Source organism: Streptomyces sp. CB02366 (assembly GCF_001905905.1).
GTDB lineage: Bacteria > Actinomycetota > Actinomycetes > Streptomycetales > Streptomycetaceae > Streptomyces.
Genome location: NZ_LIVT01000014.1, coordinates 51,481 through 74,550 on the forward strand (window position 1 = coordinate 51,481; position 23,070 = coordinate 74,550).

23 protein-coding genes and 1 pseudogene are annotated in these 23,070 nt (G+C 73.4%); 13 read left to right on the forward strand and 11 right to left on the reverse strand.

The genetic code is table 11. The annotated features are described in order from the left end of the window. Positions 1–603 precede the first annotated feature (603 nt). The 4 genes and pseudogenes from AMK24_RS27870 to AMK24_RS27885 form a co-directional block, all read right to left on the reverse strand. Positions 604–933 carry an antibiotic biosynthesis monooxygenase family protein gene (locus AMK24_RS27870; RefSeq protein WP_073771661.1) on the reverse strand — a complete coding sequence of 110 codons (330 nt, stop codon included), beginning with the start codon at positions 931–933 and terminating at the stop codon, positions 604–606. 37 nt (positions 934–970) lie between these two features. Continuing rightward, a pseudogene (locus AMK24_RS27875) lies at positions 971–1,423 on the reverse strand (sensor histidine kinase); the annotation flags it as partial. Between the two features lie 159 nt (positions 1,424–1,582). Then, entirely contained in the window at positions 1,583–2,413 is an 831-nt protein-coding gene (locus AMK24_RS27880; protein WP_073771662.1) for an aldo/keto reductase, read from the reverse strand. A gap of 294 nt (positions 2,414–2,707) precedes the next feature. After that, complete coding sequence (locus AMK24_RS27885) at positions 2,708–3,616, reverse strand: NAD-dependent protein deacetylase (protein WP_199876517.1); 909 nt, start codon at positions 3,614–3,616, stop codon at positions 2,708–2,710. Positions 3,617–3,863: 247 nt separating this feature from the next. Between AMK24_RS27885 and AMK24_RS27890 the strand changes: the two genes are divergently transcribed. Beyond that, positions 3,864–4,445 carry a snapalysin family zinc-dependent metalloprotease gene (locus tag AMK24_RS27890; RefSeq protein ID WP_073771664.1) on the forward strand — a complete coding sequence of 194 codons (582 nt, stop codon included), beginning with the start codon at positions 3,864–3,866 and terminating at the stop codon, positions 4,443–4,445. 99 nt (positions 4,446–4,544) lie between these two features. Here AMK24_RS27890 and AMK24_RS27895 read toward each other — a convergent pair whose 3' ends face one another. Further along, on the reverse strand, positions 4,545–5,729 hold the full coding sequence (locus AMK24_RS27895) for a GDSL-type esterase/lipase family protein (protein ID WP_073771665.1): 1,185 nt from the start codon (positions 5,727–5,729) through the stop codon (positions 4,545–4,547). A 79-nt stretch (positions 5,730–5,808) separates the two neighbouring features. After that, positions 5,809–6,381, reverse strand: coding sequence for a TetR/AcrR family transcriptional regulator (locus AMK24_RS27900; protein WP_073771666.1), 573 nt, complete (start codon positions 6,379–6,381; stop codon positions 5,809–5,811). 81 nt (positions 6,382–6,462) lie between these two features. On the opposite strand from AMK24_RS27900, the gene AMK24_RS27905 reads away from it, so the two are divergent. Beyond that, entirely contained in the window at positions 6,463–6,954 is a 492-nt protein-coding gene (locus AMK24_RS27905) for an FBP domain-containing protein (RefSeq protein WP_073771667.1), read from the forward strand. A 281-nt stretch (positions 6,955–7,235) separates the two neighbouring features. Here the strand turns inward: AMK24_RS27905 and AMK24_RS27910 are convergent, their stop codons facing one another. The 3 genes from AMK24_RS27910 to AMK24_RS27920 form a co-directional block, all read right to left on the reverse strand. Then, positions 7,236–7,787: a tellurite resistance TerB family protein gene (locus tag AMK24_RS27910; RefSeq protein WP_199876518.1), complete on the reverse strand. Its 552-nt coding sequence runs from the start codon at positions 7,785–7,787 to the stop codon at positions 7,236–7,238. Between the two features lie 144 nt (positions 7,788–7,931). Beyond that, entirely contained in the window at positions 7,932–8,588 is a 657-nt protein-coding gene (locus tag AMK24_RS27915) for a DedA family protein (protein WP_073771669.1), read from the reverse strand. A 401-nt stretch (positions 8,589–8,989) separates the two neighbouring features. Next, positions 8,990–9,346: a hypothetical protein gene (locus AMK24_RS27920; protein WP_073771670.1), complete on the reverse strand. Its 357-nt coding sequence runs from the start codon at positions 9,344–9,346 to the stop codon at positions 8,990–8,992. A 241-nt stretch (positions 9,347–9,587) separates the two neighbouring features. Here AMK24_RS27920 and AMK24_RS27925 point away from each other — a divergent pair, with 241 nt between their 5' ends. Next, the gene (locus tag AMK24_RS27925) at positions 9,588–10,100 is read left to right on the forward strand and encodes a hypothetical protein (protein ID WP_073771671.1); all 513 of its coding nucleotides are present in this window, start codon (positions 9,588–9,590) and stop codon (positions 10,098–10,100) included. 148 nt (positions 10,101–10,248) lie between these two features. On the opposite strand, the gene AMK24_RS27930 is transcribed toward AMK24_RS27925, so the two are convergent. Continuing rightward, entirely contained in the window at positions 10,249–10,794 is a 546-nt protein-coding gene (locus AMK24_RS27930) for an MOSC domain-containing protein (protein ID WP_073771672.1), read from the reverse strand. 173 nt (positions 10,795–10,967) lie between these two features. Between AMK24_RS27930 and AMK24_RS27935 the strand changes: the two genes are divergently transcribed. From AMK24_RS27935 to AMK24_RS27950, 4 genes are all read left to right on the forward strand, one after another. Next, entirely contained in the window at positions 10,968–11,594 is a 627-nt protein-coding gene (locus tag AMK24_RS27935) for a class I SAM-dependent methyltransferase (RefSeq protein ID WP_073771673.1), read from the forward strand. A 118-nt stretch (positions 11,595–11,712) separates the two neighbouring features. Next, entirely contained in the window at positions 11,713–12,396 is a 684-nt protein-coding gene (locus AMK24_RS27940) for a response regulator transcription factor (RefSeq protein WP_073771674.1), read from the forward strand. Beyond that, the gene (locus AMK24_RS27945; protein WP_073771675.1) at positions 12,393–13,883 is read left to right on the forward strand and encodes a sensor histidine kinase; all 1,491 of its coding nucleotides are present in this window, start codon (positions 12,393–12,395) and stop codon (positions 13,881–13,883) included. The genes AMK24_RS27940 and AMK24_RS27945 overlap by 4 nt, the downstream gene beginning before the upstream one ends. Beyond that, positions 13,880–14,461 (forward strand): hypothetical protein, encoded by a 582-nt coding sequence (locus tag AMK24_RS27950; protein ID WP_073771676.1) that lies wholly within the window; start codon positions 13,880–13,882, stop codon positions 14,459–14,461. Before AMK24_RS27945 ends, AMK24_RS27950 begins: the two co-directional genes overlap by 4 nt. Positions 14,462–14,598: 137 nt before the next feature. On the opposite strand, the gene AMK24_RS27955 is transcribed toward AMK24_RS27950, so the two are convergent. Continuing rightward, positions 14,599–17,961, reverse strand: coding sequence for a S8 family peptidase (locus AMK24_RS27955; protein WP_073771677.1), 3,363 nt, complete (start codon positions 17,959–17,961; stop codon positions 14,599–14,601). A 464-nt stretch (positions 17,962–18,425) separates the two neighbouring features. Here AMK24_RS27955 and AMK24_RS27960 point away from each other — a divergent pair, with 464 nt between their 5' ends. From AMK24_RS27960 to AMK24_RS27985, 6 genes are read left to right on the forward strand one after another with little or no spacing between them, the layout of a single operon-like run. Then, positions 18,426–18,728 (forward strand): urease subunit gamma, encoded by a 303-nt coding sequence (locus tag AMK24_RS27960; RefSeq protein ID WP_073771678.1) that lies wholly within the window; start codon positions 18,426–18,428, stop codon positions 18,726–18,728. Then, the gene (locus AMK24_RS27965) at positions 18,725–19,069 is read left to right on the forward strand and encodes an urease subunit beta (protein WP_073771679.1); all 345 of its coding nucleotides are present in this window, start codon (positions 18,725–18,727) and stop codon (positions 19,067–19,069) included. Before AMK24_RS27960 ends, AMK24_RS27965 begins: the two co-directional genes overlap by 4 nt. A 1-nt stretch (position 19,070) precedes the next feature. Then, positions 19,071–20,774 carry an urease subunit alpha gene (locus AMK24_RS27970; protein ID WP_073771680.1) on the forward strand — a complete coding sequence of 568 codons (1,704 nt, stop codon included), beginning with the start codon at positions 19,071–19,073 and terminating at the stop codon, positions 20,772–20,774. Beyond that, entirely contained in the window at positions 20,774–21,439 is a 666-nt protein-coding gene (locus AMK24_RS27975; RefSeq protein ID WP_073771681.1) for an urease accessory protein UreF, read from the forward strand. Before AMK24_RS27970 ends, AMK24_RS27975 begins: the two co-directional genes overlap by 1 nt. Then, a complete protein-coding gene (ureG, locus tag AMK24_RS27980; protein ID WP_073771682.1) occupies positions 21,432–22,184 on the forward strand; it encodes an urease accessory protein UreG in 753 nt (250 codons plus the stop codon). The genes AMK24_RS27975 and ureG overlap by 8 nt, the downstream gene beginning before the upstream one ends. Next, positions 22,181–22,948, forward strand: coding sequence for an urease accessory protein UreD (locus AMK24_RS27985; protein WP_073771683.1), 768 nt, complete (start codon positions 22,181–22,183; stop codon positions 22,946–22,948). Before ureG ends, AMK24_RS27985 begins: the two co-directional genes overlap by 4 nt. Positions 22,949–23,070: the final 122 nt, after the last annotated feature.

Consider the following 23,070-nt stretch of genomic DNA (forward strand, 5'->3'; position numbering starts at 1 on the left):
GATGAACGGAATCAACCACCAGGAGGAGAGGACATGCGCCCCAGGAGTGATCGACCTGGCATCGGGCCCACGCCGGGCCGGACATCTTCCGGCCCCCTTCGGCGGTCGCCGCGAAGGAGGGCGCGCCCAGGGACCGGGCCGATCATCCCGCGCGGCGCCGGCGCCTCGGGAAAGCCGAGCGCGGTGGCCACCGCCCGCGCCGCGTTCGGTCGAGGGGCGGCGGTGGTGGGCCAGGACGCCATCCGCCCTACCGTGCTGCGCCGACGCGACCTGTCAGGGGCGGCGCACATCGGCCTGGTCGATCCGACGGCTCGCTGCGCCCCGGACGCCGGTCGCCACGCCGTGGTGGAGGGCGTCCTCCGGGCCGGCCACTACGGCGGCGTCCCCGCCCGGCCGTGCGCCTGCCACCGGGGGCCGGCCCACGGGTACTGCCCGGACACGACCGTGGGCCGCGCGGTGCACGACACCGCCCGGCCGGACTGCCGCCGATCGCCCGCCGACCCGCACGGCCCCGGTCCGGCCGGAGGTCCGGCGGGCGAGCTGGTCACCGCTCCCGTCCTGCCCGGCCGCACCGGACGGGAGCGGTGCGTACGCGTGGCGGGGTTACGCTCCGGCCGGGGAGGCCTGCTGCACGACCTCGAAGGACCACAGGGTCGATCCGCCGGCCGCCGGCTTGGGGCGCTCGCCGCCCGGGGCGTCGCCACCCTGGTGGGCCGCCTTCATCGGGCCCTCCATCCACGCCTGGAAGGACTCCTCGTCGCGCCAGCGCGTGTAGACGAGGTAGTCGTCCGTGCCCTCCACGGGCCGGAGCAGTTCGAACCATTCGAAGCCGTCGGAGTTCTCCACGGCGTGGGCGCGGGAAGCGAAGCGCTTCTCCAACGTCTCGCGTTGTTCCCGGGGGACGGTCAGTACATTGATCTTGACTACGCTCATGGCCCCATCCTGCCGTACGGCACTCCGACGCCGTCGCTCACCCGTCGGCCGGCGGGGCGGCGGGAAGCTCCACCGTGACGTGGAGCCCCCCGTCCGGGCGCGGGGCGAGGGCGAGCGTCCCGTCGTGCGCCCGGGCGATGGTCTCGACGATCGCCAGCCCGAGGCCGACGCCCGCGTCGTGGGTCCGCAGACGCTCCGCGCCGCGCCGGAACGGTTCGGTGAGCGTCGGCACCAGCTCCGGGGAGAGCGGCGCCCCGGTGTTCTCCACCGCCAGCTCCACGGCTTTGGGGCGGATGCTCGTGGTGACCCGGACGATGCCCGCTTCCGGCAGGTTGTGGACGATCGCGTTGTGCACGAGGTTCGTGGTCAGCTGCAGCAGCAGGGCCGGCGATCCGTCGGCGGGGGCCACGGCGCCGCGCACCTCGACGGTGACGCCGCGTTCCTCCGCGAGGGGGAGGAGGGTCTCGGCGGCCTCCTCCGCCAGCACGGCGGGCTCCGCGACCCGCCCTCCCCTTTCGGGCCCGCGACCCCACGAGATCCCGCAGCGGCGGAAACCGGCGTGCCCGCCCGCACCGGGGTGCCGCGCACACGGCGCGGGCCCGGCGCCGGGGCGTACCCCGGGCCGGGCCCGCACCGCGCGTGGGCCGAGTCAGCCGTTGAACGTGTCCGGGTCGGGCCCGGTGCGCTCGCCGCGGTCGAGGGCCGAGATCTCCCCGACGTCCCCTTCGGTCAGTTCGAAGTCGAAGAGCGCGAAGTTGTCCTGGATGCGCTTCAGCGTCACCGACTTGGGGAAGACGATGTCCCCGCGCTGCAGATGCCACCGCAGCACCACCTGCGCGGGCGTCCTGCCCACCCGCTCGGCGATGCGGCCGATCGTCGGGTCCGAGAGCACCTTGCCCTGGGCGATGGGCGACCACGCCTCCGTGGCGATGCCGTGCTCCGCCCCGAAGGCGCGGAGGGCGTCCTGGGTGAGGTAGGGGTGCACCTCGATCTGGTTGACGGCGGGCACCACCGTGCCGGCGTCCAGCAGTCGGCGCAGGTGGTTCTCCTGGAAGTTGGAGACCCCGATCGCCTTGACGCGCCCGGAGCGGTAGATCTCCTCCAGGGCCTTCCACGCCTCCACGAAGTCGTCCGGACCTCCCGGCAGGGGCCAGTGGATGAGGAAGAGGTCCACGTAGTCGAGGTCCAGTTCCTCCGCGGTGCGGTCGAACGCCCGCAGGGCCTCGTCGTACGCGTGGGCGCCGTTGTTCAGTTTGCTCGTCACGAAGACGTCGGCGCGGTCGAGCCCCGATTCCCGGACGGCCTGGCCGACCTCCTTCTCGTTGCCGTACATCTGCGCCGTGTCGATGTGCCGGTAACCGGTCTCCAGAGCGGCGAGCGTGGTCTCGCACGTCTCGTCCCGCGGGATCTGGAAGGTGCCGAAGCCCAGCTGGGGGATGGTCACACCGTTGTTGAGGGTGATGTCGGGTACTGCGGGCACGGTTGCTCCTCGCTGTCGGCGCCTCGGAAGGCGGAGGGAAAGGCGGAAGGACGGGCGGGGCGGGGCGGGCCAGCCCGCGATGCCGCTGAGCCCGGCTCCGGGCGGCGGCCCCCCGGCGAGCTCACGGTGGGGGCGGAACGCGGAACGTCGCACTCCGCCTCTCTGCCGGATACCCGACTGACCGGGCGGAAAACTGCCCATAAGTATCTATATCGGTAATGCTCTGTGCGCGCAGAGCCGCCGGGGGAGGTCGGCCGTCCGTCGTCGGCGCCCGTTCGCGCCTCGCCCGGTCCGCTACGCGGGCCCTGGCGTCGCGCGGTCGGGGAGGGGGACGCCGAGCCGGTCGGCCACGGTGGTGAGGGCCGCTCCCAGCGGCAGGGCGATGCGGGTCACGGCGTACCGGTCGCCCCGTGTGGCGTCCCGGTTGACGATCAGCACCGGCGTACCGGCCTCGGCGGCCTGACGGACGAACCGGAGCCCGGACATCACGGTCAGCGAGGAGCCCAGGACCAGGAGGGCGTCCGCCTCGCGGACCAGCGCGCGGCAGCGCTCGACCCGCGGCGGGGGCACGGCTTCGCCGAAGAACACCACGTCCGGTTTGAGGACGCCGCCGCAGACGGCGCAGGGCGCCACGGTGAAGTCCCCGACCTGCTCGTCGGTGAGATCGGCATCGCCGTCCGGGTTCATCGCGGCGGCCACCGGTGCGAAGCCCTCGTTGGCCCGCTCCAGCCGGTGCGCCAGCTCGCGGCGTGGGCTGAGGTCGCCGCAGGAGAGGCAGACCACCCGGTCCAGCCGCCCGTGGAGGTCCACGGCGCCCTCGCTGCCGGCGGCCTGGTGCAGACCGTCGACGTTCTGGGTGATCACGCCCGAGAGCAGCCCCCGCCGCTCGAACGCGGCCACCGCCCGGTGCCCGGCGTTCGGGCGGGCGCGCCCGAACGTACGCCAGCCGAGATGGCTGCGCGCCCAGTAGCGGCGACGGGCCCCGGCGTCGGCGGTGAAGTCCTGGTACGTCATCGGGGTGTGCCGGCTCAGGCTCCCGCCCTCGCCCCGGTAGTCGGGGATGCCCGACTCCGTGGAGATGCCGGCTCCGCTCAGGACCAGGACTCCGCCGCCGCGCAGCGCCTCGACCACCGGTTCCAGGTCGGTCGTGCCCGGCGGCGGCTCCTCGGTGGAGGTCCAGCTGAGCGTGGGTCGCATACGCATGTCCCCAGGGTACGGAACCGGCCCCCGGGCGCGGCGGCCCCGGAGCCACCTGAGGGCGGGGGGAGGTTTCCGGCCGCATTTTATGGCAGGTGCATGATCAAGGTGTTCGCGCGGCATAGGTTCCTGCGGCCCCGGGAGAGCGGCAACCGGTCATCGTGGCCGCTCGGTTCCCCGTGAGCCGCGCGCCGTCCTCCCACTCGCCCGGCTTCCCCGTGGAGCCGAGCCCCCCATGAGTGAAGGGACAGCAATGCTGGATTCGAGATGGTTCAAGGCGGCCGGAGTCGCCGCGGCGATCACCCTGGCCGCGGCGACGGCCTCGCACGCCGCCCCCGCGCCGGCCTCGGCGGCGACGGAGAGCACGGCAGCCGCGGTGACGCTCCGCTACGACGACAGCCGGGCCGGCGGCTGGGAGGCGGCGATCGCAGCGGGCGTCGCCTCCTGGAACGCGAACGTCGGCAACGTCAAGCTCGTCGAAGCCGCCCCCGGCACCCGTGCCGAGATACAGATCGTGGCCACCAGCGGCTGGCCGCAGGCCACCCTCGGCCCGGTCCGCCCCGGCGGGCAGGCCCGGGTGGAGCTGGGCAGCCAGGCGGTCGCGCAGGGGCACGACAAGACCCGTATCGCCGCCCATGAACTCGGTCACAGCCTGGGCCTGCCGGACACCAAGCCCGGCCCCTGCTCCCAGCTGATGTCGGGTTCCAGCGCCGGAACGAGCTGCACGAACGCCGTTCCCAACGCGACCGAGCGGTCCCGCGTGGAGTACGCCTACGCGCGCGGCCTCGCCTCCCCCGCCCCGGCGGACGGCCGCCTCCTGGTGGACGCCCCGTAGCCGGAGAGGACTGCGGAGGGCGGGAGGCCGGGCCCATACCGCACCGGCTCCCGCCCGTCCCGGCTCGCGGTCGGCGGCCCGGCCGAAAGCGGCGTGCGGCTACCGGTCCTGCCGGGCGAACGGCCCGCCGGGGCCGAAGGCGCGCCGCGCGAACCGCTCGGCGATGCGCCGGTGGGCGGCGGGGTCCGGGTGCAGGGCGTCGGGCAACGGGAGTTCCGCGTGATCGCTCGCGCCGTAGAGGTCCAGCCCGTCCAGGTGGTACAGGCGGGGATCGGTGGTCGCGCGCTGTTCGACGATCCTGGCCAGTTCGTCCCGGATGACGGTGAGGGTGAGCTTTCCCGCGGCCGTCTCCGCCGGATCGCCGGTGGCCCGGAACCGCAGCCGCCCCTCGCCCATCGCGCTGGTGTCCGGGGCGCTGGGACCCGGGGTGTTCTCGTGGATGGGGCAGTAGACCGGTGAGACCACCAGCAGCGGAGCGGTGGGATGCCCCTCGCGGAGGGTGTCGAGGAAGCCGTGGACGGCCGGACCGAACGCGCGCAACCGCATCAGATCGGCGTTGACCACATTGATGCCGATCTTGACGCTGAGCAGGTCGGCCGGTGTGTCGCGCATGGCGCGGGCCGTGAAGGGGTCGAGCAGCGCGCCGCCGCCGAACCCCAGATTGATCAGTTCCGCCCCGCCCAGAGAAGCGGCCAGGGCGGGCCAGGTGCCGGTCGGGGCGGCCGCGTTGGAACCGTGGCTGATGGAGCTGCCGTGGTGCAGCCAGACGGGCCGGCCGCTCGGCCGGGGGCTCAGGACCGGGGCATCGGCACGCAGGGCGACCAGGCAGGTCGTCTCGTCGTGGGGCAGCCAGATCTCGACGTCCTTCTCGGCGTCCGGCAGCCCGGTGAACCGGAGCGTCTCCGTCGGGCCCGGCCGGACCCGCGCCGTCCCCGCGGCCATGTCGATCGTGAGCGTGTCCCCGTCGGGCACGCCGGCCCGGTCCGTGAGGCGGCCGTCCACCAGGAGCTCGTACACCCCGTCGGGGCGCGGCGGCGCTCCGACGTAGACCCGCTTGGTGGCCACCACGTCCAGCTCCACGGCGGTGGCCCGGGTGCGGAACGCCAGGCGGACCCCGGAGGGCTGCGACTCGGCCATGGCGAGCTGCCCGTCCGGGATCTGCCGCCGCGCCCGCGCGGGCAGCCGGTGCGGCAGCGCCCCCCGCTCGGTCTGCTCCAGGTCGAGAGCGCCCCGCAGGATGTCGGTGGTGATCGGAGTCGTGGTCCAGCCGTGAGGGGTGCTCATGTGCTCGGTCTCTTCGTTCGTCGCGAGGGCGAGGGCGAGGGCGAGGGCGAGGGCGGGGGCTGCGGGGGCGGGCGAGAGGTCAGGAGGGGGCGGGCCAGTCGCGGAGCAGGGAGTCGAGCGCGTCGATGATCTCCCTCCAGCTCTCCTCGGAGGCGGGGGAGCTGTGGCTGAAGCCGCCCGCCGCCTCCAGTTGCACGTAACCGTTGAAGAACCCGCCCAGGAGCCGCACCGCGTGCGTCTCCCGGGAGGCGTCCAGGCCGTAGTCGCGCAGGATGGCCCGGGTCAGCAGGGAGTGCCGTGCGCCCGCGCTCGCCGCCGCCGCTTCCGGGTCGAGCCGGTACCGCGCCGCGGTGAAGCGGCCCGGGTGCCGGAGCGCGTAGTCGCGGTAGGCGTCGGCGAAGGCGCGGAGCGCGTCCCGGCCCGCCCGGCCCGCGATGGCGGCCGACGCCTCGTCGGCGAGTTCTTCCAGGGCCAGCAGCGCGATCCTCGTCCTGAGGTCGTGGGCGTTCTTGACGTGCGAGTACAGGCTCGCGGTCCGCACGCCCAGCTTCCGGGCGAGCTCCGAGGGGGTCACGTGCTCGAAGCCGATCTCGTCCGCCAGTTCGGCCCCCGCCCGTGCCACGCTCTCCGTGCCCAGCCCTGCTCGCGCCATGCCGCTCCCGAATGCTTATCGCTGATGACCTAAGAAAATATACGTTTGCCTAACGCTTTTAGGCAACTTAGCGTGGTTCGTATGAAGCCCCTGACCGAGCAAGAGATCCGCACCGCCTTCGTGAACTGCACCAAGGGCGAGGCCAAGCGCCTGTCCGTCCCGCGCGACCTGGCCGACCGGCCCTGGGACGATCTCGACTTCCTGGGCTGGCGCGATCCGCAGGCCCCCGACCGCGCCTACCTGGTGCTGCCGACCGGGGAAGGGCCGGTCGCCATCCAGCTCCGCTCCTCCGACGCGGGTTCCTGGCAGACCCGCCGCAGCATGTGCCCGATCTGCCTGACCGTTCACACCGGGGGAGTCTCGCTGCTGGTGGCGCCCAGGTCGGGCAAGGCGGGCCAGCAGGGAAACTCGGTCGGTACGTACATGTGCAGCGACCTCGCCTGCTCCCTCTACGTACGAGGGAAGAAGGACGCGGGCATGGGCGGGCGGCTGCGCGAGTCCCTTCCCCTGGAGCAGCAGATCGAACGGACCGTGGGGAACCTCGCCGCGTTCATCGCCAAGGTGACCGCCTGACCGCCTCTCCTCCCGCGGGCCCCGATCCGGGCCCGCGGGAGGAGGCGGGGCGGCTGGACGTGGCGGCACGTCGCGGACGGCACGACTCCGTTCCGGACGGCCTCCGAGAACGGATCAGGCCTCCCCGCGGGCCGCCGCCCCGCCCGCCGCGGACCCGCCGTCTCCCGGCCGGACCCGCGGCGCTCCGCCGCCCGCGCCCATCCCGCCCCGGCAGCCCGTTCAGGAAGGCGGGAGGGAAGCCCACCGGGGCCCGCACAACGCCGGGTGGGCACGACCGGGTCTCAGAGGCCGAACTCCTGCGGCGAGACCCCGAGCGCCGTGCACGCCTCGCGCAGCACCTGGGCCTCGGCCGGGGCGATGTACCCGTCCGCACCGGCGATCACGAAGCCGGTCTGGACGACCGCCTTGGCCTCCACCGGCTTCTTCGCCGCCTTCGCGATCTCCTGCATGGCGTCCGCCCTGCCCTGCGGGAAGTTGGACATCAGCTGGTCGACGTGCTTGTTGAACCTCTGCCGCAGCTGCTCGGGCGGGAAGTTCTGCAGGACGTCGTTCCGCAGGATCAGCGACTCCACATGCTGCCGCTCGGCGGGGTCGACGGAGCCGTCGGCGGCCGCGACCAGCGCGCACATCGCCATGCTGGCGTCCCGGTACGCACCGCTCTTCAACTCCGTCTTGATCGAGCCCAGCTGGGACTTGAGAAGCCCGACCAGTTTCTCCTTCGAGCCGCCCCCCGCCCCTGCCCCCGGCTGTCGGCCGCCGGCCCCGCCGCCGGTTCCCTGCGACTGCTGCTGCAGTCCCTTCGCCTGTTCCTTGATGCGGTCCCACATAGCCATGTCTGCCACCTTGTCGATCGGATCGATGGTCCGCGCACCGTACGCGGCTTCCCGTAACGGGTGTTCGTGGACCGCCCGGCGGTCCTCGCCGGGTGAGCGGGGAGCCGCCCGCGGCGCCGGGCCCCGGACGGTTCGCCGGAACGGTCACGCGTGGTCCTTCCGCCGCTCCCCCCGACGGGCACGCACCCTGCGGACGACCGCCACGACCAGCGCCGCGACGACCAGCACGAGCACCGCCTTGGAGAGCACCCCGACGTAACGCTCCACGAGGTCCCACTGGTCGCCCAGCAGATAACCCGCCATGACGAGGACGGTGTTCCACAGGAAGCTGCCGAGAGCGGTGAAGAGCACGAAGGTCGGCATCGGCATCCGCTCGACGCCCGCCGGGACGCTGATCAGACTGCGGAAGATCGGAATCATCCGGCCGAAGAAGATGGCCTTCATGCCGTGCTTCTGGAACCACTTCTCGGTCTTCTCCAGGTCGGAGACCTTCACCAGGGGAAGCCGCTCCCACAGGGCGTACATGCGGTCCCGGCCGAAGAGGGCGCCGATCCAGTACAGGGCGACAGCGCCCACCACCGACCCCAGAGTCGTCCAGAACAGGGCGGAGAACAGGCTGATCACCCCCTGCCCCGCGGCGAAGCCCGTCAGCGGCAGGATGACTTCGCTCGGCAGCGGAGGAAAAAGGTTCTCCAGGGCGATCGCCAACCCGGCCCCCGGGCCGCCCAGGGTGTCGACGAGGCCGGTCGCCCACCCGGCGATGCCGCCCGTCGGCTCCGATGCGAGGGGAATGTGATGCATATGCGTCTGCTCCAGAACTGATGCGGGGCCGGGGCCGGAGTGCCGGTCGATTCGGCTTCGTAAGGGGCGGGTCAAGGAATGCGCCGGGAATCCGTGCCGTCCGAATGGCGACGTATTTCTCCGGGGTGCGGGCCACGGGACGCGGATACGGACAGGAGAGGCGAACCACGGAATACGGGGCGCGGGAAAGGCGGGGCGACGGCGCACATTCGCCGGTGGACGGTGGACGGCGGAAGTCCGAACGGCACGGGTCTGCTCACCGCCGGGCCGGGCACGGTACGACGTGCCGCACCGAAGGCCGAACCGTCGTACGGTCTCCAGCGGTCAGCGGTCAGCGGTCAGCGGTCAGCGGTCAGCGGTCAGCGGTCAGGCGGACGGCACCCGACCCCGGGTGCGCTCACTCAGCAGCGGAGGATCCGGACCTGGACAGGGCTTCGCGACCCCGGGGGCGACGCGTGCTGCCGGACGACGTCCGACGCGCAGTCGTGCAGCTCCGGAGACGAGGAGGGAGCGCCCGCCTGAACGGGGGAGGAGGCCGTCGTGTTCCCCGCCTTGTGGCGCTGCTGGAGCGTGGCGTCACCGTCCACGCCTTCCAGCGGCATACTCGGCCCGGACGTGTCGAACACGGAAACGGCCGGGGGATGAGCCGTCGCGCCGGCGGGCTGCGGAGTCTGAGCGAAGGAGCCGAGAGCGAGCGCGGACACCATCAGGAGCACGGAGAGGACGGCCTGGAAGGCCGACGTCTCCCTGCAGCGCATTCCTACGCTCCCTGTCCCGGTTGTTTCGGCTCGTAGAACGAAATGTCAAAGCCGCTCGGCGAATTGCCGCCGCAGGACTGCACTCTAACAGCCCGAACTGAAGCGAACCTGAAGCCCATTTCCGCCGGTCCCCGGGGCGTTCCCACCCCGCACCGCCCGACCGGGGGCGCTCCCGCCGATCGTTCGCACGGGTCTGCGGGAACCGGTCCTTCCGCCCGGCGCGGTGGTTAGGCTCCGCACCATGGCGACCACGGGAAAGATACGGGCGAGACGCATGACGGCCGCACTGGTCGGAGCCGCCGCCGCGGTGGTGTTCGGCGTCGGCGGTGCGCTGGCGGTGGGGACGGCGGGCGACGGGCCTGCCGACCCGGTGCCGGTCGAGAGCGTGCCTCCGCAGTCGAGCGGCGGCGGCGAGGCCTCGACCGGAGTCGACGGCGGGAGCGTGAGCGGTTCCGGGGGGACCGACGGAGGAGGGAGCGAGGGCGGTTCGGAGGGCTCCGACAGCGGCGGGAGCGTGAGCGGGTCCGGCGGCTCGCAGGGCGGCGACTCCGGATCCTCCGGGGGATCCGAGCCCAGCCCCAGCGGACCGCCTCCCACCGGCGGGCCCACCCCTTCGCCCACGGCTCCGGCCGACCTGGCGGAGGTGGCCGAGCGCCTCGGCGAACTGGAGAAGAAGGTCGACGAGCTGCCGACGAAGAAGGACCTGGCCGACGCGCTGCGCGCCTTCGCGGACACCCTGGAGCGGCAGGACTGAGGCCGGACGGGCCCGCGGCCTCCGGCGCCCGCGTGCCCGCTCGCCGCGAGGCCGTCCCGCCGACGGAATCCGATGCCGTCGTCTCCCGGGACCGGGGCCGGGGCCGGGGGCGCCCCCCCCGCCCCGGGCTCCGGGGGCGAAGGCCCCCCTACACGCGCTCCAGGGGCCGGTGGGGGAGAGGCGGCAGTTCGATCTCGACGGGGTCCCCGGGGCGGACCGTCCCCCCGTTCAGCACCACAGCCATGACGCCCGCCTTGAACGTGAACCCGCCCGACACGGGATCCAGGGAGAAGACCTCGCCCAGCAGCCCCTCGCGGAAGTCGTTGATCTTCGCGCACGGGTTGCGCAGCCCGGTCACCTCCAGCACCGCTTCCGCTCCCAGGCGCAGCAGGGCGCCGGTGGGAAGGCCGAGGAGGTCCACCCCCGCGGTGGTGATGTTCTCGCCCAGTCGGCCCGCCGATACGTCGTACCCCTTGAGCGCCAGCTCCGCGAAGAGTTCCTCGTGCATCAGGTGGACCTGGCGCAGGTTGGGCAGATCGGGCTCGTACGTCATACGGAACTGGTGCCGGATCGTCCTGCCCGCGTGCACGTCGCCCTCCACGCCGAGCCCGGCGAGGAGGGTGACGGAGGGGCGGGTGGGCTTGCTGAACGCGTACCGCTCGCTGCGGCACACCGCCGTTACCTGACCGCCCATCATGTCCTCCGTGTGTCGTCCGCCGTACCGGGACGGTACCCCGAAGCCGCCTCCCTCGGCGGACGGGTCGGGACGGCGGCCCGCCCCGCGGCCGGAGCCGCCCGATCGGGCCTCCGTACGGCACGCTCGATTATGCTGCCGCCGGGGGAGCCGACCGGAGGAAACGGGAAAGCATGACTGGGCAGCGCGACCGCTGGGCGGAACTGACCGGGGGACAGGCGGGGGAGGAGTACGCGCAGCGCTTCGCCCGGCTCGCCGCGTCCGGCCATGACGTCCACGGCGAGGCGACCTTCTGCGCCACCTTGGCGCCGCCCGCCGCCAAGGTGCTCGACGCGGGCTGCGGAACCGGCCGCATCGCCATCCGCCTCGCCGAACTGGGCCACCACTGCACCGGTGTGGACGTCGACTCCTCGATGCTGGCCGTCGCCCGCCGGGAAGCGCCCGAGCAGGAGTGGCTCCTCGGCGACCTGGCCCAGCTGGACGCCCTCGGCCTGGACACGGACTTCGACCTGGTGCTCGCCGCCGGGAACGTCATCCCCCTCCTGGCCCCCGGCACCGGGGAAACCGTCGTCGGACACCTCGCCGCCGCACTGCGCCCCGGCGGCCTGCTGGTCACCGGCATGGGACTGGACGCCGCCCATCTGCCTCTGACGGAAGCGCCGGTGACCCTCACCGAGTTCGACGAATGGTGCGACCGGGCCGGGCTGGTCCTGCGGCAGCGGTACGCGACCTGGAGCGGCGACCCCTACCACGAGGGCGGCGGCTACGCGGTCAGCGTGCACACCGCCGCCGCGGGGTGAACCCGCTCCGCACCGGGGGCCGGGCCGGCGCGCCGCCGCCACTCCGCCGCGGCCCCGGGCCCTCCTCCCCCTTCTTTCCTTTCTTTCCCCTCTCCCTCCCCGTGTCTGGAGATACGGCATGCCACGCGTCGTCCTGGTCGAAGACGACCCCTCCGTGCGGGACGGCGTCGAGATGGGGCTGCGGCGACGCGGCCACGAGATCCTCGCCACCGCGACCGGGGAGGCCGGGCTGGAGGCACTGGCCACGTTCCGCCCCGACCTCCTCCTGCTCGACCTGATGCTCCCCGAGATGGACGGCGTCGAGGTGTGCCGCCGGGTGCGCGCCACCAGCCAGTTACCGATCATCATGCTCACCGCGCGCGGCGACGACGTGGACATCGTCGTCGGCCTGGAGGCGGGAGCGGACGACTACGTCGTCAAACCCGCCCGCACCGAGGTCATCGAGGCCCGCATCCGTGCCGTGCTGCGCAGTGTCGAGGCCCCCGCCGGGGCGCGGCACACCGTCGAGCACCACGGCGACCTCGACGTCGACCGTGCCGGGCACACCGTCCTCAAAGCGGGTGAGCCGGTCGCCCTGGCGCCGTCCGAACTGAAGCTGCTGCTGTTCCTGTCCGCCGAACCGGGCCGCGTCTTCAGCCGCCAGCAACTCCTGGAGGAGGTCTGGGACCACAGCTACCACAGCGACGTACGCCTGGTGGACGCCTGCGTGCGCCGCCTGCGCGTCAAGGTCGAGGACCGGTCCGACAGTCCCCGGTACATCCAGACCCAGCGGGGGTTCGGCTACCGCTTCGGCCCGCTGTGAAGATACCCGGAGCGGCCGCCGCGTTCGGCGTGCGCACCCGGCTGGTGCTCGCGTTCCTGCTGGTGGCCGCCGTCAGCGCGGTCACGACCGCCGCGCTGACCTACCGCGAGGCGCGCAGCGCGGTCCTCGAACGCGCGCAGGACACGGCCGTCGCCTCGTTCCGCGAGGAGGCCGAACGGTTCGTCCCCGGCCTGCCCCTGGACCCGGAGGCGACCCGGTGGGCGCTGTACGACATCGCGGCACGCTCCAAACCCCACCCGTGGATCGTGTTCGCCGAGTACGGATCGGTCCGCGTCTCCTCGGGCGACCGGCCCGCCTCCGGCGTCCTGACCGCCGAACTGCGCCGTTCCGCGCGCACCTCGCCGCGCGGCGCCTTCCAACGGGTGGTCAAGGGCGGCGACGCGTACCTGACGATCGCGATGCCGGTGATGACCCGGGCCGTCCCGGGCGGCCGCGCGGTGCCCAGCGGCCTCGTCCTCTACGCCGTGATGCCCCTGGCGAACGAGGAGACCGACATCGACGCCCTGGTGACCGCCGCCCGCGACGGCGCGCTGCCGGGGCTCGCCGTCGCCCTGGTGCCCGCCCTGTTCGCGGCGCGCAGCGTGCTGCGGCCCGTCCGGGAACTGCGGCGAGCCGCCCACTCCATGGGCGGCGGACGGCTCGACACCCGGATCGCCGTGCGCGGCCGGGACGAGATGGCCGACCTCGCCCGGACGTTCAACGCCTCGGCGGCCCGCCTCGAACACTCCGTACAGGAGCTGAAGGACGCCGGGACGCGCGCCCGGCGCTTCGCCTCGGACGTCTCGCACGAACTGCGCACCCCGCTCGCCGGGATGCTCGCCGTCACGGACGTCCTGGACGAGGACGCCGGGAGGCTCGACCCGGACACCGCGCGGGCGGTGCGCCTGATCAGCGCGGAGACCGGCAAACTGGCCCTGCTGGTGGAGGACCTGATGGAGATGTCCCGCTTCGACGCCCGCGTGGCCGAGCTGAACACCGACGAGGTGGACGCGGCGGAGGCCGTGCGCAGAACCCTCTCCGGGCGGCAGTGGAACGACCGGGTCGGCACGGAGCTGGCCGAGGGCGTCCGCATCCGCCTCGACCCGCGCCGCTTCGACGTCATCGTGGCCAATCTCGTCGGCAACGCCCTGCGCCACGGCGCCGAACCGGTCACCGTACGGCTGTCGCCGCGCACGGACGCCCTGGTGGTGGAGGTGCGGGACCACGGTCCCGGGATCGCGGACACCGCCCTGCCGCACGTCTTCGACCGCTTCTACAAGGCGGACGCCGCACGTTCCCGCTCATCGGGAAGCGGACTCGGCCTGGCGATCACCCAGGAGAACGTACGGCTCCACGGCGGCACGGTCCGTGCGCGGAACGCGCCCGGCGGCGGTGCGCTGTTCACCGTGGAGCTGCCCTTCGACGGGCCGGCCTCCCGCGAGGGGCGCCCGCAGGACGGCCCGGACGGGACGGAGGCCACCGCGTGAGGAGGCGAACGGTCCGGGCGGCGCGGATCGCCGCCCTGCTGGTGCTCGCCCACGGGCCGCTCACCGGCTGCGGTATCCAGGAGACCGAGGTCGTCGAGGCCGGGAGCCCGGCGTTCGGTGACCTGCTGCCGCCGCGGGAGACCCGGTTGCTGCTGTTCTTCCACGCGCCGGACGGCGATCTGCTGCCCGTCCCCCGCGTCGTCGACGTCCCGTGGCACAGCGGCGGTTCGCCCTCGGACGGCGAGGAGGAGGACCCGGCGCTCTCGCCCCGCGCCGCCGTCACCGCCCAGCTCGCCGGGCCGAACAAGGAGGAACGCCGGGCCGGCCTCCGCAACGCCTCCTCGCTGCCGCGCGCGGCGTCCGCGGTGGGCCGGGTCGTGACGCGCGGCCCCACCGTCGAGGTCGGGCTGAACACCGACGTGCGGGCGCTCACCGCACCCGCCCGCGCCCAACTCCTCTGCACGGCCGCGTACGCGGCACACCCGCAGGGGGCCCCGTCCGTCACCCTCGTCGGCCGGGACGGGCGGCTGCCCCCGGCCGACTGCCCCGTCCGCCCGGTCCCGGCCCCGCCCCGCTGAGCGAGGGCCGGCCCTCCCCGCCCGCCATGACGGAGCGGCGGCCCGCCGGAGGGCGACTCCGGCGGACCGCCGCTCAGGCCCGCTCACGCCGGGCCCGCCCCGCGAAGGGCGGGCTCAGCCCTGCGACCGGGGTGGTCTCACCGGCCGAAGAAGGCGTTGTGGACCGTGACCGTCGACTCGTTGCCGCTCTTGTCGGAGACGACGGCCCGCAACGAGAGCGCCTTGCCCTTCTCCGGACCGAACACCGCGACGTTCCCCGCGACGACCGGCACGGACTGCCACGTCGCACCGTCGTACGAGACCAGGACGCGCAGCGACTTCAGGTTGGCGCCAGCCGCCGCGCCCTGCACCTGGACCGGGAAGGTGTGCACGCCGCCGGCCGGAACGGTGGAGTCCAGGGCGAGCTTCGGCAGGAAGCGGACCGTGGAGACGGGCAGGGCCGTCGGACTCGCGGTGGCGGCCGAGGTGAAGGACCAGGAGGCGTCGATCCGCGTGCCCGTACGGTTGACCTTCGGATCCCGGTGGACGGTGGTCGCCACCTTGTACGCGGCGGACTCGGGCGTCAGCGTGAAGAGTTCCCGGTCGATGGCGGCGTCCTTCCGGAGGAACAGCTCGCCGTTGCGGTGGATCGTGGTCCTCGCCTCGGTGTACTCGGCGAACCCGGAGTGGCCCGCCCCGTCGCTGATCATCGGGAACGCACCGTAGATGTCGTCGCCGTCGCGCACGATCCTCTCGTCCGCACCCATCCGCGGCCCCAGCACACCGACGTTGAAGGTCTCGGTGTAGGTCCTGCCCGCCGCGAACCGCTTGTGCCCGCCGAGTTCGAAGGCCGAGTCGAAGGAGCGGTTGCCGTCCGCGTCCGCGGCGCCCAGGACGCCCGCGACGATGTTCCAGGCGGCCCCGCCCTCCGTGGACAGGTACACCTTGCGCGTCTCCGGAGCGGGACGCACCGTGTAGAGGGCGTCGACGCCGCCTCCGTAGTCGAGCAGGCCGTGCGCCGCGAGAGCGCCGTCGGCGCCCGGCGCGGACGACCCGATGCTCGCCTTCACCAGGGCCATGTCCTTGACCGCGTAGGTCTTGTCGAAGCCGGTGGCCAGCTCACGGACCGGGCCGCCGGTGAGGACGTTGTACTCGGTGCCGTTGCGCTCCCAGTGCGCGGACCACTGCTGGGCGAGGACGCCCTCGGCCATCTCCCCGCCCTGGTAGGCGGTGCGGAGGTTGTCGAAGCCGCTGAACTCGGCGCCCTCCATGATGAACGTCTCGGGCGTGCTCACCGTGTACATCATCCCCGCACGGGTGGAACGCGCGTCCGGGTCCGGCACCTTGACGTTCACGGGCCGGGTGGTGCGGGCGTCCAGGGTGACGGTGGTGGGGCCGGTCACCGAGAGCTCGGGAACACTGATCAGGTCGGCGCCCTTCCTCGGGGCCGCCGGGTCGACCAGCATGTCGGCCGCGAGGCTGTAGGTGCCGCGCGGAAGGCGGACCGTGGCGGTGCCCGACGACAGGTCGGGAAGGAACCGCAGGCCCGCGGCGGAGTCGCGGTAACCCTTCAGGTCGGCCTGCCAGTTGGAGCCGACCGCGCCGTCGCGGTCGAGGGTCTTGAACGTGACGTCGTACGACTCGCTCTCCCGGTCCACCGCGGCCGGGGTGCGCACCGTCTGACCGCCGCCGGTCGCGACGACCGTGACCGCGTACGAACCGTCGACCGTGCCGCCGAGGCGGGTGTCCGCCGTCAGGCTCACCTCGGCGGCGCCGCCCGCCGGGACCGTGACCCGCTGCGCGCCGAGGGCGAAGAACCCGGCCGGCGCCGGCCGCCCGTCGCCGCCGGTGGGCGCCGCGAGCTCCAGGTCCAGCGTCACGTCGGCGGAGCCGCTGTTGCGGTACGTCACCTGCCGGGTGACGGGGGCGTCGTCGGTGTGGGGCCACGCCTGGGCGCCCAGGTTGACGGAGACCGGCTCGGAGACGACGGTCTGGTCGATCGCCCTGCCCACGGCGAGGCGGCCCGCGCCCTGCTGGAACACGGTGGGGGAGCCGCCCTCCGCCGAACCCGTCAGGGCGGCCTTGAGCTGCGCTCCGGTCCAGGCGGGGTTCTTCTGCTTGAGGATCGCGGCCGCGCCCGCCACGTGCGGGGTCGCCATCGAGGTGCCGTCCATGGTGGTGTAGCCGGGAGGGTTCTGATCGCCCGTGCCCGCCGCGGCCGCCGCCGTGATCGCCACGCCCGGTGCTGTCAGGTCCGGCTTGACCGCACCGTCCCCGACCCGGGGACCGGCGCTGGAGAAGTCCGCGATCGCATCGTCGTCGTCCACCGCCCCGACCGTCAGCGCCGCGTCGGCGCTGCCCGGGGAGGCGACCGTCCCCCGCGCCGGCCCGTTGTTGCCGGAGGCCACCGCGAACAGGACGCCCTTCTCGGCGGAGACCCTGTTCACCTGGGCCTCCATCGGGTCGATCCCGTCGGTGTCGGTGCTGCCCAGGCTCATGTTGATGACGTCCGCGCCCTGGGCGACGGCCCAGTCCACGCCGGCGATGATGCCGGAGTCGTCGCCCACGCCGTGGTCGTCGAGCACCTTGGCGTTGATCAGCTGCGCCCCGGGCGCCACGCCCTTGAACCGGGCGTCCTTCGCCCCCGTACCGGCCGCGGTGGAGGCCACGTGCGTGCCGTGCCCGTTGCGGTCCTTGGCGTCGGAGGAGCCGCTGAAGTTGCGCTCGGCCACCACCTTGCCCGCGAGATCGGGGTGGGTGGCGTCGATCCCGGTGTCCACGACGGCGATCTTCACACCGCTGCCGTCGTACGACCGGGCCCAGGCGGCCGGAGCGCCGATCCGAGCCGTGCTGCGGTCGAGCGTCGCCTTCCGCACGCCGTCCAGCCAGATCCGTGCGATGCCGGACGACACGGCCGCCGACCCGTCCGCACGCGGCCGGGTCAGGGCGTCCCACAGCGCACCCGTGCTCCCGGCGGCGCTGTCGGCGCCGGTGACGGCGTCGGCGTCGAGGACCGAGAGGGTCCGGCGGAGCGTGGTGCCCTCCGAGGAGCGCACCTCGGCGCGGGCTGTCCGGGCTCCGGCGCCCCGGTAGCCGACGATCACCTTGAGCCCGGCGCGGTGGGCCTTGCGGCTCTGTGCCGTGGCGAGTTCGGTGACGTCGAACAGCCGCCGGTCCAGCGTTCCGTCGGCGATCAGCCGCCGGGCGTCTCGCGGCACCACATAGGTGCGGCCGTCCCGGGTCTCGGTGAAGAAGGGCATGTCCTCGCGGCCCTTCGCCCGCTGGATCCCGCCGGCGCGACCGCGGGAGTCCACGAATACCCGGTCGCCGGTGATCAGGGTGACGGTCTCACCGGACCGGTCTCCCGGCTTGGCGCCCTTGGCCTCGCCCGGGAACGCCGTGTCCGGGAGTGCCGTGCCCGGGCCGCCGGTCTTCGCCGTCGCCGGGCCGGTCATGCCCGCCGTGAGGGCGACCGCGGCCGCAGCGACGAGGGCATACGTCCTCGTTGATCGTTTTCGCAAGATGGTCCCTGCTCAGGAGTGGTTCGGCGGGCGAAAGCCCAGCCGCCCGGGGTGCGTTCGGATACGCGTTCGGCCCCGGATTCCCGAGTATGCCGAGGCCGTTGAGACGCACTCAATGATCGTTGTGTAACAGCGGACCATCACGATCCGGCCTGTTCGCGGAGCGCCCCCGACCGGCTCGGACGGACCGGGCCGGCCCCTGTGACGGAACGCCGCCGCGCCCGGTGGAGCCGGATCGGCCCCGGGTCTCGGCCGGAGCCACCGGGCGGCCCTTCCGGGTGGTCTCGCCCCGGCCGCCCGGGGGCAAATTTTGCACGCTTTGCCCGTATGTAGTGGGTCGTAACCACAAAAAGGGATTTTTTGCCGTGCGGAAAAATTTGCCACCCGTCCGAAGAAAGAGCTATAAGAGGCATGTGGATCAGGCGCCGCCGGGAATTCCGGGGAGGCCGCCATGGAGGTTTCCCATGTTTCTCACTCCGTCCGACACGGAGAAATTGCTGCTGAGCGTCGCCGGAATGGTCGCCCGCGACCGGCGGGCGCGCGGTGTCCGCCTCAACTACCCGGAAGCCGTCGCGCTGCTCGCCTGCTGGGCCATGGAGCGGGCCCGCGACGGGGCTTCCGTCAGTGAGCTGATGACGGCGGGGAGGACCGTGCTCACCCGGGCTGACGTGCTGGAAGGCGTTCCCGAGATGCTCCACGACGTACAGGTCGAAGCGACCTTCCCGGACGGGCGCAAGCTTGTCACGATCACCTCGCCGATACCGTGATCCCGGGCGACATCCGGACCGGTTCCGGGGTGCTGCACATCAACGCCGAAAAGGCGATGGTGTCGATCACCGTCGTGAACGACGGCGACCGGCCCATTCAGGTCGGATCTCATCTGCATTTCTTCGACGCGAATCCAGCACTTTCTTTCGACCGTGCCGCGTCCCGGGGATTTCGACTCGATATCCCCTCCGGTACCTCCCTGCGCTTCGAACCGGGGGTCGGCGTCGACGTCACCCTCGTGGAACTGCGGGGCCGCCGCCGGGTTCCCGGCATCGTGCCGCCCGGCACCCGGACCGCCGACCCCGCCGACCCCACCGCACCCAGGACGGAGGACCTGTGACATGGCCCAGTTGACCCGCGCCGCCTACGCCTCGCTCTACGGACCCACCACGGGGGACCGCATCCGCCTCGCCGACACCGATCTGTGGATCGAGGTCGAGGAGGACCGCTGCTTCGGCGGCGACGAGGCCGTCTTCGGGGGCGGCAAGTCCATCCGCGAGTCGATGGCCCAGTCCACCGCCTCCCGCGCCGACGGCGCACCCGACCTCGTCATCACCAACGCGGTCGTCCTGGACCACTGGGGCGTCGTCAAGACCGATGTCGGCGTCCGCGACGGCCGGATCGTGGCCCTGGGCCGCTCCGGCAACCCCGACATCAGCGACGGCGTCCACCCCGGCCTGGTGATCGGGCCGGGCACCGACGTCATCTCCGGCGAAGGCCGCATCCTCACCGCCGGGGCCGTGGACACCCACGTCCACTTCCTGATGCCCGAGACCCTCCACGAGGCGCTCGCCACCGGCACCACCACCGTCATCGGCGGCGGCACCGGAGCCACCGAGGGCTCCAAGGCCACCACCGTCACGCCCGGCGCGTTCAATCTCGCCATGATGCACCGGTCCCTGGACCGCGTCCCGCTCAACGTCATGCTGTTCGCCAAGGGCTCCACCGTCGGGGAGGACGCCCTGCGCGAGGCCGCCCTCGACGGCGCCGGCGGCTACAAGGTCCACGAGGACTGGGGCGCCACCCCCGCCGCGATCGACGCCGCGCTCCGGGCGGCCGACGCCTACGGACTCCAAGTGGCCCTGCACGCCGACAGCCTCAACGAGGTCGGCTACGTCGAAGGCACCCTGGGCGCGATCGCCGGGCGCTCCATCCACGTCTTCCACGCGGAGGGCGCGGGCGGCGGCCACGCCCCCGACATCATCACCGTCGCCTCCCACCCCAACATCCTCCCGGCGTCCACCAACCCGACGCTCCCGCACACCGTCAACACCGTCGCCGAACACCTCGACATGCTGATGGTGTGCCACCACCTCAACCCCCGCGTCCCCGAGGACCTCGCGTTCGCCGAGTCCCGCATCCGCGCCACCACCATCGCCGCCGAGGACGTGCTGCACGACATCGGCGCCCTCTCCATCACCTCCTCCGACGCCCAGGCCATGGGCCGCATCGGCGAGGTCGTCTGCCGCACCTGGCAGGTCGCCCACGTCATGAAACAGCGCTTCGGAGACCGCGGCAGCGCCCTGCCCGCCGACAACGAACGAGCCCGCAGGTACGTCGCCAAGTACACGATCTGCCCCGCCGTCGCCCACGGCATCGACCACGTCGTCGGCTCCGTGGAACCCGGCAAACTCGCCGACCTGGTCCTCTGGGATCCCGCCTTCTTCGGCATCCGGCCCGCCGCCGTCATCAAGGGCGGCATGGCCGTGTACGCGCCCCTGGGCGACGCGGGAGCGGCGATCCCCACCACCCAGCCGGTCCTGCTGCGCCCCACCGCCGCCGCCGGGGCCGCACCGCACCTGTCGGTCAGCTTCGTCTCCCCCTTGGCACTGGAGAACGGACTGGCCGAACGGCTCGGCCTCGTGAGGGAACTGGTCGCCGTACGGCCGACCCGCCACCTCACCAAGGCGGACCTGCCGAACAACACCGCGCTCCCGGCCATCGACGTGGACCCGGAGACCTTCGCCATCCGCATCGACGGGGAGCCGGTCGAGCCCGCCCCCGCCGCCGAACTGCCGCTCGCCCAGCGGTACAGCATGTTCTGATGGCGTCCCTCGCCCCCTTCCTCCTCACCGACGGACGCCTCCCCGTCGGCGCCCACACCTACAGCGCGGGCCTCGAACCGGCCGTCGCCGCGGGGCTCACCCGTGCTCGGGTGCCCGCCCTGCTCAGGGCCCGGCTGCACACCGGCGCCGTCACCGAAGCGGCGGCCGCCGTACTCGCCCTGCGGGCCGCCCTCCACGACCCGGTGGACTACGACCCCGTACAGCGGGCGCTCGCCGCCCGGACACCGGTCGCACCCCTGCGCGAGGCGTCCGCCGCCCTGGGCCGGGGCGTGCACCGCCTCGCCCGCCGCCTCGCCCCCGACCATCCGGCCGTCACCGCCCTGGCCGGACTCCGGCCGCGCCCCCTGAGGCCGATCGCCCTCGGGGCGCTCGCCGCCGTACTGGACGTGGGGGAGGAGGAGCTCGCCCACGGCGTCGTCTACGACGAACTCCAGACCATCGCCTCCGCCGCGCTCAAGCTGCTGCCCGGCGACCCGCTCGACTCGGTCGCGTGGATCGTCGCCGCCGAACCGGAGGCCGAGGCCGTCGTCACCGAAGCGCTGGCCGTACGCAACCCCGCCGACCTGCCCGCCCGTACCCCGCCGCTCACCGAACTGTGGGCACTCGAACACGACCGACGCGAACGGAGACTCTTCCTTGCCTGACACCGCATCCACCCAGCACCCGGCAGCTCCCGCCCCGGGCCCCAACGAGCACTACCACCAGCCGCTCAACCAGCCGCGCGCCCTGCGCATCGGCGTCGCCGGCCCCGTCGGCACCGGCAAGAGCTCCATCCTCGCCACCCTCTGCCGGGAGCTGGCCGGCGAACTCTCCATGGCCGTCGTCACCAACGACATCTACACCGACGAGGACGCCCGCTTCCTCCGCTCCGCCGGAGTCCTGCCCACCGAACGCATCCGGGCCGTCGAGACGGGCGCCTGCCCCCACACCGCGATCCGCGACGACGTGAGCGCCAACCTCGACGCCGTCGAGGACCTGGAAGAGGCGTACGGGCCGCTGGACCTGGTCCTCATCGAGAGCGGCGGCGACAACCTCACCGCCACCTTCAGCCCCGCCCTCGCCGACGCCCAGCTCTTCAGCATCGACGTCGCGGGCGGCGGCGACGTCGCCCGCAAGGGCGGGCCGGGCATCACCGGCGCGGACCTCCTGGTCATCAACAAGACCGACCTGGCGCCCCATGTGGAGGTCGACGTGGCCGCGATGGTCGCCGACGCCGAACACGCCCGCGGCGGGCTGCCCGTCCTCGCACTGTCCAAGCACGACCCGGAGTCGATCGCACGGCTGGCCGACTGGGTGAGGTCGGTGCTGGTACGCCACCGCTCCGGCGCCCACGTCCCCACCGACCCGGGGCCCATGGCGCCCCACAGCCACCGCCACGACCCCCGGTGACCGGCCCCACCCCGCCCGCCGGGCACAGGGGCGAGCCCCACGACCCCACCGTCGTCACCGTGGAGCGGGACGCCTCGGGCCGGCACCTCGCCCGCGAGCTGACCCCCGGAGCCTTCCTCGCCCCCCGGCCCCTGCTGCCCGGCACGGACCGCCTGCGGATCGCCCTCGTCGGCACCCGGGCGGGCCTGCTGGCCGGTGACGACCTGCGACTGCGCATCACGGTCGGCCCGGACGCCCGCCTCGAACTGGTGGAGCCCTCCGGCCTGGTGGCGTACGACCACCGGGGCGGCGCCTCGTCCTGGCGGGCCACGGTCGACATCGCGGCGGGCGGGCGGCTGGACTGGGACGGACAGCCGTTCGTGGTCGCGGACGGGGCCCGGGTCGAGCGCGCGATGGAGGTGACGCTCGCCCCCGGCGCCCGGATGCTCTGGCGCGACACCCTCGTCCTGGGCCGTTCCGGCGAACGCGGCGGTCGGCTCCGGGCGACGACGAGGGCCGTGCACGAGGGCCGGGAACTGCTGGTCGAGGATCTGGACCTCACCGACCGCGAACTACGCGAACTGCCCGGCATCCTCGGCCCGAACCGGGTCATCGGCTCGGTCACCGCCCTCGGAGCCCGCCCGCCCGGCCCGTCCCACCCCTACCGGGCGGACCTCTCCGGCCCCGGAGCCCAGGTCCGGCTGGTGGACACGGAGGCGCCCGCGATGGAAGCGGAGCTGTCGGCCCTGTACGAGCGGTGGCGGACGGAGACCGGACCCGGCTGACGCCCCCGCACCGGCAGGCGGCCCGGGCGGCGCCCCGGCCACCGCGTGTCCAGCGACACCGCCGCCGGGTTCGGCGTCGTCCCCGTCTCCGGCGGCCCGGCCACTCCCTCGGCCCCGGCGGT

What these genes read in the sequence shown, in the direction of transcription:
- AMK24_RS27940 (WP_073771674.1), top strand. Translation starts at nt 11,713, where the DNA reads ATGCCACGCGTCGTCCTGGTCGAAGACGACCCCTCCGTGCGGGACGGC.
- AMK24_RS27960 (WP_073771678.1), top strand. Translation starts at nt 18,426, where the DNA reads ATGTTTCTCACTCCGTCCGACACGGAGAAATTGCTGCTGAGCGTCGCC.
- AMK24_RS27890 (WP_073771664.1), top strand. Translation starts at nt 3,864, where the DNA reads ATGCTGGATTCGAGATGGTTCAAGGCGGCCGGAGTCGCCGCGGCGATC.
- AMK24_RS27900 (WP_073771666.1), bottom strand. Translation starts at nt 6,381, where the DNA reads ATGGCGCGAGCAGGGCTGGGCACGGAGAGCGTGGCACGGGCGGGGGCC.
- AMK24_RS27895 (WP_073771665.1), bottom strand. Translation starts at nt 5,729, where the DNA reads ATGAGCACCCCTCACGGCTGGACCACGACTCCGATCACCACCGACATC.
- AMK24_RS27885 (WP_199876517.1), bottom strand. Translation starts at nt 3,616, where the DNA reads ATGCGTATGCGACCCACGCTCAGCTGGACCTCCACCGAGGAGCCGCCG.
- AMK24_RS27910 (WP_199876518.1), bottom strand. Translation starts at nt 7,787, where the DNA reads ATGGCTATGTGGGACCGCATCAAGGAACAGGCGAAGGGACTGCAGCAG.
- AMK24_RS27935 (WP_073771673.1), top strand. Translation starts at nt 10,968, where the DNA reads ATGACTGGGCAGCGCGACCGCTGGGCGGAACTGACCGGGGGACAGGCG.
- AMK24_RS27975 (WP_073771681.1), top strand. Translation starts at nt 20,774, where the DNA reads ATGGCGTCCCTCGCCCCCTTCCTCCTCACCGACGGACGCCTCCCCGTC.
- AMK24_RS27970 (WP_073771680.1), top strand. Translation starts at nt 19,071, where the DNA reads ATGGCCCAGTTGACCCGCGCCGCCTACGCCTCGCTCTACGGACCCACC.
- AMK24_RS27870 (WP_073771661.1), bottom strand. Translation starts at nt 933, where the DNA reads ATGAGCGTAGTCAAGATCAATGTACTGACCGTCCCCCGGGAACAACGC.
- AMK24_RS27905 (WP_073771667.1), top strand. Translation starts at nt 6,463, where the DNA reads ATGAAGCCCCTGACCGAGCAAGAGATCCGCACCGCCTTCGTGAACTGC.
- AMK24_RS27920 (WP_073771670.1), bottom strand. Translation starts at nt 9,346, where the DNA reads ATGCGCTGCAGGGAGACGTCGGCCTTCCAGGCCGTCCTCTCCGTGCTC.
- AMK24_RS27915 (WP_073771669.1), bottom strand. Translation starts at nt 8,588, where the DNA reads ATGCATCACATTCCCCTCGCATCGGAGCCGACGGGCGGCATCGCCGGG.
- AMK24_RS27930 (WP_073771672.1), bottom strand. Translation starts at nt 10,794, where the DNA reads ATGGGCGGTCAGGTAACGGCGGTGTGCCGCAGCGAGCGGTACGCGTTC.
- AMK24_RS27925 (WP_073771671.1), top strand. Translation starts at nt 9,588, where the DNA reads ATGGCGACCACGGGAAAGATACGGGCGAGACGCATGACGGCCGCACTG.